Source organism: Bacteroides sp. 2_2_4 (genome assembly GCF_000157055.1).
Taxonomy (GTDB): Bacteria; Bacteroidota; Bacteroidia; order Bacteroidales; family Bacteroidaceae; genus Bacteroides; species Bacteroides ovatus.
On the sequence record NZ_EQ973361.1, the window covers coordinates 436,797 to 449,502 of the forward strand.

14 protein-coding genes and 1 riboswitch are annotated in these 12,706 nt (G+C 39.9%); of the genes, 5 read left to right on the top strand and 9 right to left on the bottom strand.

Features of this window, described 5'->3' with window-relative positions:
- Positions 1–28: 28 nt before the first annotated feature.
- A riboswitch (cobalamin riboswitch) is annotated at positions 29–233 on the bottom strand.
- Between the two features lie 170 nt (positions 234–403).
- On the top strand, positions 404–727 hold the full coding sequence (locus BSCG_RS11005) for a thioredoxin family protein (RefSeq protein ID WP_004296832.1): 324 nt from the start codon (positions 404–406) through the stop codon (positions 725–727).
- Positions 728–864: 137 nt separating this feature from the next.
- On the opposite strand, the gene pncB is transcribed toward BSCG_RS11005, so the two are convergent.
- The 7 genes from pncB to BSCG_RS10970 all read right to left on the bottom strand — a co-directional run bounded on the left by pncB (position 865) and on the right by BSCG_RS10970 (position 6,987).
- The gene (pncB, locus tag BSCG_RS11000) at positions 865–2,040 is read right to left on the bottom strand and encodes a nicotinate phosphoribosyltransferase (RefSeq protein WP_008776362.1); all 1,176 of its coding nucleotides are present in this window, start codon (positions 2,038–2,040) and stop codon (positions 865–867) included.
- A 169-nt stretch (positions 2,041–2,209) separates the two neighbouring features.
- The gene (locus BSCG_RS10995; protein WP_008776363.1) at positions 2,210–2,740 is read right to left on the bottom strand and encodes a hypothetical protein; all 531 of its coding nucleotides are present in this window, start codon (positions 2,738–2,740) and stop codon (positions 2,210–2,212) included.
- 44 nt (positions 2,741–2,784) lie between these two features.
- The gene (locus BSCG_RS10990) at positions 2,785–3,510 is read right to left on the bottom strand and encodes a hypothetical protein (protein ID WP_008776364.1); all 726 of its coding nucleotides are present in this window, start codon (positions 3,508–3,510) and stop codon (positions 2,785–2,787) included.
- 4 nt (positions 3,511–3,514) lie between these two features.
- The gene (locus BSCG_RS10985) at positions 3,515–4,120 is read right to left on the bottom strand and encodes a TetR/AcrR family transcriptional regulator (RefSeq protein ID WP_008776365.1); all 606 of its coding nucleotides are present in this window, start codon (positions 4,118–4,120) and stop codon (positions 3,515–3,517) included.
- 137 nt (positions 4,121–4,257) lie between these two features.
- Complete coding sequence (locus tag BSCG_RS10980; protein ID WP_004296838.1) at positions 4,258–5,037, bottom strand: SDR family NAD(P)-dependent oxidoreductase; 780 nt, start codon at positions 5,035–5,037, stop codon at positions 4,258–4,260.
- Between the two features lie 372 nt (positions 5,038–5,409).
- Positions 5,410–6,348, bottom strand: coding sequence for a DUF1848 domain-containing protein (locus BSCG_RS10975; protein ID WP_004296839.1), 939 nt, complete (start codon positions 6,346–6,348; stop codon positions 5,410–5,412).
- Positions 6,349–6,660: 312 nt separating this feature from the next.
- Entirely contained in the window at positions 6,661–6,987 is a 327-nt protein-coding gene (locus tag BSCG_RS10970; protein WP_004296840.1) for a cupin domain-containing protein, read from the bottom strand.
- A gap of 122 nt (positions 6,988–7,109) precedes the next feature.
- Between BSCG_RS10970 and BSCG_RS10965 the strand changes: the two genes are divergently transcribed.
- The 3 genes from BSCG_RS10965 to BSCG_RS10955 all read left to right on the top strand — a co-directional run bounded on the left by BSCG_RS10965 (position 7,110) and on the right by BSCG_RS10955 (position 9,400).
- On the top strand, positions 7,110–7,979 hold the full coding sequence (locus BSCG_RS10965; RefSeq protein WP_004296841.1) for a DUF6845 domain-containing protein: 870 nt from the start codon (positions 7,110–7,112) through the stop codon (positions 7,977–7,979).
- Positions 7,980–8,130: 151 nt separating this feature from the next.
- The gene (locus tag BSCG_RS10960) at positions 8,131–8,934 is read left to right on the top strand and encodes a helix-turn-helix domain-containing protein (protein WP_008776366.1); all 804 of its coding nucleotides are present in this window, start codon (positions 8,131–8,133) and stop codon (positions 8,932–8,934) included.
- Positions 8,935–9,028: 94 nt separating this feature from the next.
- Positions 9,029–9,400 (top strand): VOC family protein, encoded by a 372-nt coding sequence (locus tag BSCG_RS10955; RefSeq protein WP_004296844.1) that lies wholly within the window; start codon positions 9,029–9,031, stop codon positions 9,398–9,400.
- 64 nt (positions 9,401–9,464) lie between these two features.
- Here the strand turns inward: BSCG_RS10955 and BSCG_RS10950 are convergent, their stop codons facing one another.
- Positions 9,465–10,322, bottom strand: coding sequence for a GyrI-like domain-containing protein (locus BSCG_RS10950; protein ID WP_004296845.1), 858 nt, complete (start codon positions 10,320–10,322; stop codon positions 9,465–9,467).
- Between the two features lie 311 nt (positions 10,323–10,633).
- On the opposite strand from BSCG_RS10950, the gene BSCG_RS10945 reads away from it, so the two are divergent.
- Entirely contained in the window at positions 10,634–10,858 is a 225-nt protein-coding gene (locus BSCG_RS10945; protein ID WP_004296847.1) for a winged helix-turn-helix domain-containing protein, read from the top strand.
- 263 nt (positions 10,859–11,121) lie between these two features.
- On the opposite strand, the gene BSCG_RS10940 is transcribed toward BSCG_RS10945, so the two are convergent.
- Positions 11,122–12,228: an AAA family ATPase gene (locus BSCG_RS10940; RefSeq protein WP_008776368.1), complete on the bottom strand. Its 1,107-nt coding sequence runs from the start codon at positions 12,226–12,228 to the stop codon at positions 11,122–11,124.
- Positions 12,229–12,706: the final 478 nt, after the last annotated feature.

Here is a 12,706-nt window from a genome sequence, read left to right on the forward strand (position 1 = left end):
TGCTCTTTCTCCTAACCCACGAGGAGGGGAGCGTCTTACACAAAATGGCAGGTCTTCTGACTGACTCTTGTCTTATTTGCCTTCCCGATTAACATCAGTGGCGTTAAATTAGTTCAATTATAAGACATTGAACAGAGCTTCACAGCAGCGGGACTGTTCGGGACTTACACCCGATTCCCTATTAATCGTCGTCCGTTGGATACGGATTCTGAACCATTTCGGGGGGCAAAGATAAATAAATATTAAATAAGATGTTCCTTTTTTGCACGAAAGTTTCATTTTTGTGCAATGCTTATCTTTAAATAAGGATTCTTTAATTAGTGTATAACCTTGCTACTTTTCTAAACTATATTTCTCCTGATATTGTTAGGTTGATAGTAATTAATTAAAAGGAGATATTCGTATGAAAGAAAAGAAAATAGCTCGTGAAGAAAGAAATCAGGAGAAACTGGCTAACGGTGATTGGGTAATGGCAGAGTTTTATGCAACGTGGTGTCCTCATTGCCAACGTATGAAACCGGTTGTTGAAGAATTTAAGAAACTGATGGAAGGAACATTGGAAGTGGTATTGGTAGACATCGATCAGGAACCTGCCCTTACAGATTTCTATACAGTTGAGTCGACTCCTACCTTTATTCTTTTTAGAAAAGGACAACAGCTCTGGAGACAATCCGGCGAATTACCTTTGGAAAGATTGGAAAGAGCAGTGAAAGGATTCAAATCCTGACGATTATTGTATAGTTTGTTACAATGATATGCGTAGCTGATTCTATGCTGGTATGTCTTTGTCTGGCATACTTCTAATATGCATAAAGAAAAGCAGAAAGTATTCTCCGGTGAGGTACTTCCTGCTTTTCTTTATTTTTATTGCTTTCTGTTGAGTCGTAACTCATACAGGCAAGCCTGTACCTCTTCAAGGCTGCCGGTATGTTTTCCTTCATCATCAGACAGTTTGATACATTCTCTCCATTCCTGATTGACATTCATCTTACATTGTGTCAGCTTCATTACGATGTTCGAAGGTTCGAACCCGGTATCGTTGGTGAGATTGGTACCGATCCCGAAAGAGCAGCGGATTTTGTTTTTGCAGTATTCTTGAATATCCAATGCTTTTGTAAAGTCTAGGGCATTGCTGAATACGATGGTTTTGGTTGTCGCGTCGATTCCCAACTCTTTGTAGCGGACAACCAGCTTATCGATAAACTCAAATTCATTGCCGGAATCACACCGCACTCCATCGAAAAGTTTGGCTTGTTTACGGCTAAGGTTGCTAAGGAAGATGCCGGAAGTATATGTATCGGAAAGTGCGATACCTAAATCACCGTCATAAACATTCACCCAGTTTTCGAGTGCCATATAGTTGGCATGTTTATATCCGAACTGTGCTCCATGAAACATAAACCATTCATGTGGATGAGTTCCCATCATTTTCATTCCATATTTCATTGCAAAGTTACAGTTGGAAGTTCCGGTGCAATATTGCGCTGTTTCGTTCAGCTTCTTGATAACCGTTTCCTGCACATCAATGGAGAATCTTCTCCGTGTGCCGAACTCTGAAAAGCGAAGCTGATGTTGATTCGACAATTCTATTTTCTCCGACAGCTTGCAAAGAATCTCGTTCATGTCTGCTACATTGCCAAAGAAACGGTTTTTGATTTCGGAGACAATAGCGAGCAAAGGCACTTCGTATAAAGTCACTTTATAAAGCAAGTCAGTCACTTCGATGTGGAGATGACAAGCTTCATCCAGATGAATATCAATCTTATTCGGATCGAAACGAAAAGAAGACAACCACTCCCAGTAGACTCTCGGAAGGAATCTGCAGTTTTTCGTCATATATTCCAGCTCCTCTTCCGTAAACCTCAACTGACTAAGATTCTTGATCTCTGCCTTGAGTGCCTTCAGGAAATCTTCGGTATATTGAGTTTCATTCCGGTCGTTGAAACTAAACGTGCCCATTGCATAGGGAAACAGTTTGATATAAGCATACGATGTGGTAAACTTATAAAGATCGGTATCTAGTAATGTCTTAACAATCATTTCGTTCGCTCTTTATATTTTATAACGTCGTAAAGTTAGTATTTGTTGAATAATATAACGACTTAATCATTAATAATTATGCCTTTTTTTATTCGAGGGGAATAAAGCCAGGATCTGAATATATATTCTGTTTGCAATGGCAAATTCCTTATCTCTTATTATACTTACCTCAATAAGTCAAGCTGATTTTCAGCGTAATGGAATGGTGCGACAATTCTTCCTTAAACGTCGTATGGAAATACGGATCTTCCTGTTTCTTTGTCCGTTCCAGTTTCTGGAGTTCATAACCTGCCATCAAATTCAGTTTAAATTTCCGGTTGACCTTAAATTGTGCACCGATGGAAGGAGAGAGGTAAAAGCCTCCGTTTGCTTCTCTGTCTGTGGCAAAAGACCCACCGATATGACATTCCAGATAAGGAGTCAGTCTCCTGGGCTTCGTTATATAAAATTGCGCACTGGCATAAAGCGGAATGAGCAACTTCTCATAAACAGAAAGTCCGCTACCCGCACCGATGGCAAACCGTTGACTGATGTGGTAGTGACTGACGATTTGCCAGTTGAAAGGCGTGTAAGAAGGCTGATTCATAGAAAAACCTGTCCCGATATATGTAGTGTAAGAGAGACGTCTGCTGTCTGTTTGTCCGTCGGCACATATAGTGATGAAAGATAGCAGCGCAAAGATGAATATAAATTTCTTCATAATGATGCAAGGATAGAGTCTGATAATACGATGGTTAGCTACTGCTATTGCACATACACGGTTATACTTTTAACGATATGCAATGCAGTTGTGAGTGAAGAAGTATCTTTGGTAAGATCTCCATTACTTCCATCCGGGCTACTGTGTCCGATCAGTTTGGCTGTAAATTCTTTCTTGCCGGAAGTCAAATCCACTTCTGCTGCGTAGACAAGGGCAGGCTGTCCGCTCCCTTCTTTTCCACCGGAGTAATTGGCGTCTCCTTCTTTGGCCGATTTCGGATATGCATCATTGAAATCTGTAGAATGATTGATTTCAATTTTGACTATAAACTTCTTCAACTTCCCGGTTGGCGACATCTTCACATTAAAACTACCTTTCGGAGTAGCTCCGCTGATACCGTCCGTCAACGGTTCCTTTTTGCTAGGGAGATATAACCCGTCTTCATATTGGATTCCCCGTTGATAACACCAATGCGGCAGCGCTTCCTTTCGGCGGTTACCGCCGGAGGCTTGCCAGGATTGAGTGGCTATTTTGTGTGTCACATACACGGTGGACAGATAATTCCCTTCCATGTCTTCAGTCCAGATTGTAATCTGGGGCGGATTTTTGATGTTGATGCCTAGAAACAAAGGAAAATTATGCAACCACTCTTCCCCTTTTTCAATAGATATTTTAAGATCGTTACTGTCGTATTCTACTAAATCCCGGTTGCATCCACTATTTATCAATAGAGAAAGAAACCATATTCCTATTATTGTCATTTTATTCATTTGATTAGAGTTGTTTTTGTAACCAGAGGTCTACTAATAGATTGATGCCTTCTTCCAATTCCTCCCAGCCGCTTTCCTGCTGAATCTTGAGGCCGTTGTAGACCGGGCAGTTTTCTTCGAGCAATGCCAGATAACTGATGGCTGCGGTGATGATGGAAGCCATAGCAGCAATCTCTTTTTTCGGATGTTTTGATAGTTTGCTGACTGCCTCTACCAGCCAGATTCCTTTCTCTTCCCGTTTGTTGCGCAACTCTTTCACAAACTTATTGTCCGTTGTCAGTTCCCAGCGATACAGGCGTTTCAATGTATAATTCTCCCGTAACCGCATGATTTGTCTTTTGAATATCTGCTTGATAAATGCGGCTAAATGAGCCTGATCCGGTAACTCTTCATCGAAATTAATCCAATAGTCGTTCTGCTGAATGTAGGCTGCTATCAGTCCATCCAGCGAATTGAAATAACGGTAGATAAGCATTTTTGAAACTTTGGCCTTGGCTGCTACCGCATTGATCCCCAACCCCTCGAAACCGCTTTCTTCAATGATGTCGTTGACGGCTGTAATCAGGGTCATTTCCGTAGCCTGTCTGTTTTTAGTAATCTCTTTTTCCATACTTTGATACTTTTGTTACTGACTGGTCACAAAGATATGTTTCCTATCGGTAACATCAAGGAAAAAGAGATTATTTTTTGTAATGGTTGCCGGTTAATAACCTATCATCTTTACCGATAATACGTTATCCGGTCGTTTTATGATAACGCCACTGTCGGATTATGAACGGTCAGTCCGCCATCCACCACAATCGTTTGTCCAGTGATGTATCTGGCATCGTTCGAAGCCAGAAAAGCGATGGTAGCTGCAACATCCTCCGGTTCTCCCAGATAAGGAGTGGCACATTGACCGAGGAAGATATTACGTACATCCTCATTCAGGTTGTCCAATGCAGCGGGAGTAAGTACCAGTCCCGGAGCTACGGCGTTGCAACGGATGTTTTTCTTTCCCATTTGAGTAGCGATATATTTCGTCAGGTTGATGACACCCGCTTTGCTGGCGCCGTATAAAGTACCGTTGGCATCAGCCGTAAGTCCGCTTATGGAAGCTACGTTGACAATGTTCCCACCACCATTGGCAGTCATGATAGGAATGACCTGTTGGGAAAGATACATCGTGCAGCAGAGATTCAGATGGAATGCTTCGTCAAAGTAGTTGATGTCCAGCTTTTCGATGCTAAGGTCACGTTTGGGATCAGTTCCTCCTACATTATTAATCAGTACGTCTATTCTTTGATATTCATTCATGGAAAAATCAATCAACTCTTTGCAACTCTGGAGTTCGGTGGCGGAGAAATAGACATGACGCACGTCAGCCCCTGCGTGCGTGAGTTCGTTGGCAAGCTGCTCCGCTCTTTTCTCGGAATGGTCAGCGATGACTACTTTGCCTCCTTCGGAGACAATGCGGCGTGTGGTTGCTTCGCCGATACCACCGGCGGCACCGGTGATGACAACTACTTTATTTTCGAATCTGTTCATATAATGGGAATTTGATGATTACCTTCTATTAGAAACAGCTGGCAGAGGAATTTGTTAGCCCTTATAAACTCTCTTTAATAAGATAAGGTGTTCGATTCGAAAACTTTTGCATCTTTTCCAGTTTTACGCTCTGATTATTTAAGAAAACTGTTAAATGTTAATGCCTGCCCACTCATTTGTTAATACGGCTCTGATTCTATTAAACCATGTTATAAGATACGCTGCTTTGGCCTCAAAATTTGGAGATAACCGAAAAGTACGTATCTTTGTACTGTGTTTTTCATAGTATTAGATTTAAGGTTAACAAAAGATTGGCTGTCTGGGATAGATAGCCTTTTTTTATGCCTGTAAGTCAACTGCAGACCGAAGAGATTAAAACAACGAATATTGGTTATCCCGCAGGCTTTTCATCTCCCGTTCCTTTACGATATCATCTTCGGATAAATGGCCGATGAGTAGCGGTGAGTTTTTATCATGTTTTCTCCTATTATATACTGCCGTGTTATAATTGCCTTTGATGGCATAACAATAAATACATCCGTTCAGGCAACTTTCATAAGTTCCGATATCAATGCTTTCAATGCAGTTGCAGATGTTACGCTGGTTTTTATCCTTTTGGGCGAGGATAGGATAACCGATGATCTTTTCTATCAGATCCTTATCAATACACAGGCCGCTCGGAATACCTAAATGTCTTAAATCCACTTTTACAGTACAAGTATCCAGCTGTATGTCGGGATAAACGTCGATTGTTTTTTTAAAGGAGACAGCCATTTCTTCTATTTCCTCTTGAGTCAGCGGATGGATGTTGAATAACCGTACAGAGTTCCGGATATGCTGGTAATGATCTATGAATCCCAGCATACATTTGGCAGTGTGGTCTTTGAGTTCGTCGGCAATCCGGGCAAATGCTTCCTGGTGGAAAGAAACATTGTATTCCTCGTTCGTCAGTATCGGATCATATCTCCAGATCACCCTTTCCCTGCCGATTTTATCAGCCAGCTTTTTAAAGGTATCCATTCGTTTATTGATGGAGGGCAAATGATTTTCCAGCTTTTCTCCGTAGGGGTTAAGTGTAAATTGGAAGTAATAGTTGTAATCCTGCAATTTCTCCAGTTGGTTGAGCATAGGTGCCGGGTTCTTGGTCCAGAAAACAAAGCAATCTACTACAGCAGGAGATAGAGAGATCTTGCTAATCATTTTCGGATGATATGGATTGGGCACTAATACATATCCTTCTTTAATCCGGTTGAAAAACCACTGGGAATAGAATGCCGGAATATCTGTCCGGCGGCTGGCACTGATTATCATAGTTCAAAGTTACAAAAAAAAAGACGATGTTGTTTCAATGATTCCCTCTTTTTTGTATTCTTACTTACCCAAGAAGTAACTTGTGTGAATGAATATGTTAAATGTTAACGTGTGAAGTCTGAAATGTTAATGCGCTTCCCAGAGTATTAAACCCTGTTATAATATGGGCTGTTTAGGCTCTAAAATTTGCTATTTACCTGAAATATGGTACCTTTGTACAGTGTTTTTTTCATAAGTATTAGATTTAAGGTTAACAAAAGATTGGTTGCTCGTGATGAGTAGCCATTTTTTGTTTTTATACACTATGATTGTTTATTCCTTAATCATAGTCAACAGCATCTTAAATCTCTCCACTGCTGTAAGGGCATGCGGCGCATTCGCCGGAAATACGATACTTTCTCCTGCTTTTACGGTGAACAGAGTTCCGTTTACAGTAATATTCACTACCCCTTCCAATACCTGCACGAGCGCATCAAACGGGGCACGATGTTCGCTTAACCCTTCTCCTTTATCAAAAGAAAATAAAGTGATATTTCCTGCCGGACTTTTGATTAACTGTTTGCTGATAACGCCTCCTTCAGTATATTCAATGAGAGAAGCCAAATGGAGCACAACTCCTTTTTGAAATGATTGTTCCATATTTGTTTTATTTTTAAGTTAATATCATATAGAGAACACTTTTCGAATATGCATTGTTTGTCTATAACAAAAAACGATTTTTATTGTTATAGTACGAAAGACTCAATAAACTAACCATTATTATGAAGAAGAATATCTTATTGTTTGGAGCACTGATAGGTGCTTTCTTATTGGTTTCCTGTTCGGGAGGAAACAAGAAACAGGCTGCGTCCTCCGTCACTCCGGAGGAATTGGATAATGCCAGTAAAGTGATAAACTATTATCATACATCGCTCATCGTGTTGAGGCATGTAGCTAATGCAAAAGACGTAAATGCGGTCTTGGGATATATGGAACAGACAGGAAAAGTTCCTGAAGTATCTCCGATAGCACCGCCTGAAGTATCTGCCAGAGACACTGCGGAATTGATGGATCCGGGAGATTACTTTAATATACAAGTCCGTCAGAATCTGAAGCAGAGTTATAGAGGACTTTTCAGTGCACGGGCGCAATTCTATGATAATTTTAATAAGTTTCTCTCTTACAAGCAGGCCAAAGAGACAGCCAAGGCTGGCAAGCTCTTGGATGAAAACTATCGGCTAAGTGTAGAAATGTCCGAATATAAACAAGTGATTTTTGATATTCTAAGCCCTCTCACGGAACAGGCTGAAAAAGAACTTCTTGCCGACGAACCGTTGAAAGATCAAATCATGGCTATGCGTAAGATGTCCGGCACTGTGCAAAGCATAATGAATCTTTATTCCCGCAAACATGTACTGGAGGGTGCTCGCATTGATGTGAAGATGGCAGAATTGAAGAAAGAACTCGAAGCTGCAAAGAAACTTCCTGCTGTCACAGGCTATGATGAAGAGCAAAAGAATTATTATAGCTTCCTGTCTTCTGTGGAATCGTTTATGAAAGATATGCAGAAAGCAAGAGATAAAGGCGCATATTCCGATGCAGATTACAATGCGATGTCGGAAGCCTACGAATATGGACTTTCCGTTATCTAAAGAATTCTTCCTCTGTTTGAATGAGTTGCAATCATGTTTCTTCAAGCAGGGGATGCTTTTTTAATTAAGTAAAGAAGTCCTTTTTTTACTATCCCCTTTTAAACAGGAGTTTTACTTTTGCATTTGGATTAAGAAATAATATCTTTGTTATATGCAATCATTTCAACTGATAAAACCCTGTTTTGCACTGGCTCCCTATATACGGCATTACTGGATATTGCAAGACGACTCAATAGCTCCTGTCTCCGAACGGACTCTGCCTATTGGCTGCATGCAACTGGTATTCCATAAAGGGAAACAACTTCTTTTGTTGGGCGAGTCGGAGCTGCAACCCCAATCCTTTATTTCCGGACAATCGGTCGGTTTCTCGGATGTGATGTCTACAGGCAGGATAGAGATGATTACTGTTGTTTTTCAACCTTATGCGGTAAAAGCATTGTTTCATATACCCAGTCATTTGTTCCATGGGCAGACTGTAGATACCGATGCGATGGAAGATGTAGAACTGTCGGATTTAGTGAAACAGGTCACGGATACTTCTGATAATGCAGTTTGTATTCGGTTGATAGAGCAGTTTTTTCTTCGTCGTTTATACACTCTTCCCGAGTATAATCTCAAGCGGATGTCTGCTGTCTTTCATGAAATAAACCTCCGGCCGCAAATCAATATTTCTCATTTGTCGGAAACAGCCTGTTTGAGCAGTAAGCAGTTTGGGCGTATCTTCGCCGATTATGTCGGCACTACTCCCAAGGAATTTATTCGTATTATCCGTATGCAACGGGCGTTATCCATGCTGCAACAGGATGCTACGATTCCTTTTGTACAAGTGGCTTATGAATGTGGCTTTTCCGATCAGTCTCACATGATAAAGGAATTCAAACTCTTTTCCGGTTATACCCCTGCGGAGTATCTTTCTGTATGCGCCCCTTATTCCGATTATTTCTCTGAACTCTAAAGATGTCTCTTTTTTTCTATCGTGCTTCCTCGTGTTACCCTACTTTTGCAATGTCTTTGCAAAGGCTTAGTAGTAACCATAAAAAAGAAACGAGATGAAAAAATTAATTGCATTTTTTGAGATTCCTGCTACCGATTTCCGTCGGGCTGTCGATTTTTACGAAACTGTGTTGGGTGTGCAACTTCCGACTTTTGAATGTGAAACAGAGAAAATGGCTTGTTTCACGGAAGAAGGTGAAACCGTCGGTGCTATTTCTTATGCTTCAAATTTCGACTTTCTTCCTTCAACGCATGGCGTACTTATCCATTTCAACTGTGAGGATATTGAACAAACGTTGGAAAAAGTGCTTCTGAAAGGAGGGAAAGTTGTCATTCCCAAAACAAAGATTGAGGCAGACGATAAAGGATGGTTTGCCGTATTCACGGATAGTGAAGGAAACAGGATTGGCGTCTATGCTGAAAAATAACAGGTAGGGAAGAGGGAACAGCCTGTCTGGAAGTGACTGCTGTTCCTTCGTCCCCTTATCCGGATTATTCTACCGGAATATAGATCTCCGTCAACAACTCTTCGGGGGGAGTGTCACATGGATTGTTCAGATAGCGTTCAGCACTGGCTTCATCACGTATCGTACATTCCATTTCGGGCAGATACTTTCCGTAAATCGTATCGTACACAGCTTGCAGATTGTCATACGGGCCTTTATAAAGGAAAATAGCATAACGTCCGGCTGGGATAACCTTGAATCCCACATCACTTTTGGGGGCAACCTTTACAGGCATTACCATGCATACGTCTGTACGCAGTTTCTCGGCTGGCGTCACTTTCGGATCATCGTGGTAGATGCAAAGCGGGCTGAAATCTCCCATCGGCAGTTTTTGTTCTTTGATGAATTGGAATAAACGGCCCCAAGTGCCACCGTAATCATTCAGTTTGTAGTCGCCTGTAAGGCGGATATAAATCACATTCCGTTCGGAGACATTTCTGATCTCTTTTTTTAGTTCCAGGTCTGGCCTGATAATCGCTGGTTTCATAATTACAAAGTTTTTATTGTTTCTATATTCTAAAGGTGAAATGCCATAAAATTGCTTGAACACTTTCGATAATGAAGAAGGGGATGCGTAACCAATCCGGTAGGCGATGTCAGCAATCGGAATATCCGAGTAGCGGAGTAGGCGTGCGGCAGCTTCTGTCCGCGTCCGGACAATAAACGTACCAATCGGTTCACCGAGAAAAGCTTTCATGATCCGGTGAAAGTAAAAAGGAGAAAAGTTTGAAATTCTGGCCAGAGATTTTAAATCAATATCTTCTCCTAAATGTTGGATGATGTATTCCACTACAACATTTACGCACTTTTGATATTCCTCTTTCGTTGTTTTTTTCTGTTGCATAACTAATTTTGGTATTTCACTTCGCAAAGGTATTGGTAAAAAAGCGAAATGACTTGTCCGATATTGCGGAAATGTCAACTTTCTATTTTCTTTCTATGGTTGCCCTATACCTGTTTTGAGAATTTATTTTGATATATAATGTACCTTACAGTGGTGTTATGGTGTGAACCATGACCAAATTTTTAACCGTTAATTGCGAAATTGATTTTCTTGTTTTAAATAATGTCAAAAACTAAAATAAAAAAGCCAGTTTTGTTATAAACTATTATTAAAATGATTATATTGTAACCGAATTATTAATAAAAATAGCCATGGATAAAACAATTGTAGGGAACAATGCCGGAAAGGTCTGGTATGCCCTGAAAGAAATTGGTGAAATTTCAATACCTGAATTGGCGAGAAGATTAAACCTAAGCGTAGAAAGTACAGCATTGGCCGCCGGTTGGTTGGCACGAGAGAACAAAATTTGTATCCAACGGAAAAATGGATTAATTGCTTTATCTGATGAAAGCGCTTTTCCCTTCAGCTTTGGATAATAGCAGGTTTTGTGAGTGAATATCTTTGAAGTTCCGTTAACTTATAAGTAAGAATATGTCCGTATAAGGTATCACAAGTTAAGTTTGAACTTAAGAAGTTTTATATTTAAAAGAGTTGCTCAATAATAGGGCAACTCTTTTAACGTATAATAAACGTATAAAAATGTCGAATCGTGTCCGGATGTAGATAAAATTTATATACTTGTATTCCACAATAATAATTGCCTGTTTTTTCTCTGGCAATTCTATTCCGGAGAATATCTTTAGAATCCTACCCGTTTTCTTCCCTGGGAGAAATCCATTCCTTCGTAATTATAGATTTCAGCCAGTGTCATGGGGTGTGTCTGTTCGGGAATATCCAGGCTTTCTTCCTTGATTAGTTGATTAACCTTATCAGTAGTCAGGTCTTTAAACTCGTATCGGGCAGCCAGACGTCCTTTTCTAAGCAATGCTTCGTCGATATCTTTTAATGGAGCATTAAAGGTGCAGATAAATTTGATACACAATTCATCGCTCAATAGCCCGTCGCTAATATTCAGTATGTTGACTAAGCCGGCATTCATACGGTTGCCTCCGTTGCGGCTTGACAATAGTTCTTCGCAATCCTCTACGATGAAGATAGAATTCTTTTGTTGGCGGATGAAAGTGATAAAGCTCGGATCCGAAAGTTTATCTACCAGGTCTCCACTCATATAGATCATTCTCTTTTTTCCAAGATTGATAAGGTGGCGGATATAAGTCGTTTTTCCTGTACCCTGTTTTCCATGCAAAATGATTAATCCGCTTTTGTTGTCCTCCAGCAGAAAGTTTTCGATCTCGGCAGCTACGGGAACAAAATCATCGTTATAGTGACGATCAATCTGAATAGCAGGTTCATTAACTTGCGATTGTTTCAGGCTGAAGTAGTTATGAGAGTATGTTACTATAAATAGATTGTTAAGTTTCTCATTTTCCTTCTTGTGGTTTTCGCAAATCTGATTGATCTGATTGATTTCCTCCTTGTCGATATTGGAATAGGCAATCTTTACGCAATTATCAAAATAGCCGATCATCAAATTCTTTTTGCAGATAACGATACAGTCGTATAACTCTTTTGTAGATGTATTATCTTCTTCTTCCTCCTCTTCTTCTTTTTCATTTTCAAAATGATTGCAGTACACATGCTCGAATATATCGAACGCGTCATCTTGCTGATAAAGTTCCTTGATTTCTTTCAGAAAATCCTGGTTTACTTTATATTTTACCATTTTCATGGAAGGGAATCGTTTGAATATCTGATAGAATAGACTACAAATGCTACTGTCGCTGAACCATCCTGTGGAGTAATCAAAAATATCTGTGAAATCTGCGAGTGTGTATTCTTTACTCATTTTTTCTTTTTATATAAATAGAATGGCAAAGGTACGAAATAAATCTATGATATGAACTGAACCGATTTATCATTTTCTCGAAAAACATAGGTGTGGATAGTTTCCTGTATTTATATCAAAGCTCCTGCAAATGATTTTTCATTTTCATTTCTCATGTTCTCATAATATATGTGATAACAATCTTCAAATCAGTTATATAATACTATGAGAAATAAAACACAAAAGGGTATTTCTCATAGTGTTACCAGCATTTTGTCCACAAAACAAAGTATTTCTCATAGCTTTTCAAGGCATTTCTCATAATCTTTCGTAGGGCAAAGAGGCTAATTAATTGTAATAGATTCAATGCTACATATTCAGTTATGCATTGATTAATAATATATTATAAAGCGTTTATGAAAGTGTATGGAGTAGATATTCTCATGTTTTCCTACCGGTATCTGAATCGTTCCACTAGAGTGGAAAGGTCTGTTCACTA

Excerpts from the sequence above, each read along its gene's own strand:
- BSCG_RS10990 (WP_008776364.1), bottom strand. The coding sequence starts at position 3,510 with ATGAATAAAATGACAATAATAGGAATATGGTTTCTTTCTCTATTGATA.
- BSCG_RS11005 (WP_004296832.1), top strand. The coding sequence starts at position 404 with ATGAAAGAAAAGAAAATAGCTCGTGAAGAAAGAAATCAGGAGAAACTG.
- BSCG_RS10975 (WP_004296839.1), bottom strand. The coding sequence starts at position 6,348 with ATGATAATCAGTGCCAGCCGCCGGACAGATATTCCGGCATTCTATTCC.
- BSCG_RS10980 (WP_004296838.1), bottom strand. The coding sequence starts at position 5,037 with ATGAACAGATTCGAAAATAAAGTAGTTGTCATCACCGGTGCCGCCGGT.
- BSCG_RS10950 (WP_004296845.1), bottom strand. The coding sequence starts at position 10,322 with ATGCAACAGAAAAAAACAACGAAAGAGGAATATCAAAAGTGCGTAAAT.
- BSCG_RS10940 (WP_008776368.1), bottom strand. The coding sequence starts at position 12,228 with ATGAGTAAAGAATACACACTCGCAGATTTCACAGATATTTTTGATTAC.
- BSCG_RS10965 (WP_004296841.1), top strand. The coding sequence starts at position 7,110 with ATGAAGAAGAATATCTTATTGTTTGGAGCACTGATAGGTGCTTTCTTA.
- BSCG_RS10955 (WP_004296844.1), top strand. The coding sequence starts at position 9,029 with ATGAAAAAATTAATTGCATTTTTTGAGATTCCTGCTACCGATTTCCGT.
- BSCG_RS10945 (WP_004296847.1), top strand. The coding sequence starts at position 10,634 with ATGGATAAAACAATTGTAGGGAACAATGCCGGAAAGGTCTGGTATGCC.
- BSCG_RS10985 (WP_008776365.1), bottom strand. The coding sequence starts at position 4,120 with ATGGAAAAAGAGATTACTAAAAACAGACAGGCTACGGAAATGACCCTG.
- pncB (WP_008776362.1), bottom strand. The coding sequence starts at position 2,040 with ATGATTGTTAAGACATTACTAGATACCGATCTTTATAAGTTTACCACA.
- BSCG_RS10970 (WP_004296840.1), bottom strand. The coding sequence starts at position 6,987 with ATGGAACAATCATTTCAAAAAGGAGTTGTGCTCCATTTGGCTTCTCTC.
- BSCG_RS10995 (WP_008776363.1), bottom strand. The coding sequence starts at position 2,740 with ATGAAGAAATTTATATTCATCTTTGCGCTGCTATCTTTCATCACTATA.
- BSCG_RS10960 (WP_008776366.1), top strand. The coding sequence starts at position 8,131 with ATGCAATCATTTCAACTGATAAAACCCTGTTTTGCACTGGCTCCCTAT.